This window comes from Psychrobacter sp. Rd 27.2 (assembly GCF_001921755.1).
Classification (GTDB): Bacteria; Pseudomonadota; Gammaproteobacteria; order Pseudomonadales; family Moraxellaceae; genus Psychrobacter; species Psychrobacter celer.
Map to the genome: position 1 here is coordinate 1 of NZ_MRYB01000179.1, position 301 is coordinate 301.

A 301-nucleotide genomic window follows, 5' to 3' on the forward strand; every position below is an offset into this window, starting at 1 on the left:
ACGAGCAGTGATGATGATACGCCTGAGCGTCTTGGCTATATCACTCTATCCGGTATCCCTGAAGGTGCAGTGCTGAAAGATGGTTCAGGTAATATCCTTACTCCAAATGCAGACGGTAACATCGTTATTCAGTTAAACGATACAGGTGACTTAATCGATGACGGTACACCGACGGTCAGTATGAGTAGTGCTGAATTCGAAGGAATAACCCTAACGCCACCTGCAGATGATGCCACTAACATCTCATTTGAGATGTCAGTGACAGAGTATGAAGTGGATAGCACAGGCGCAATTGCACAGG

The 301-nt window shown here is 46.2% G+C and carries 1 protein-coding gene; it reads left to right on the forward strand.

Annotated features, from left to right (window positions below; translation table 11 throughout):
• Window positions 1-301, forward strand: a 301-nt coding sequence (locus BTV99_RS13655) for a hypothetical protein (protein ID WP_178377998.1), incomplete at both ends; no start/stop codon positions are given.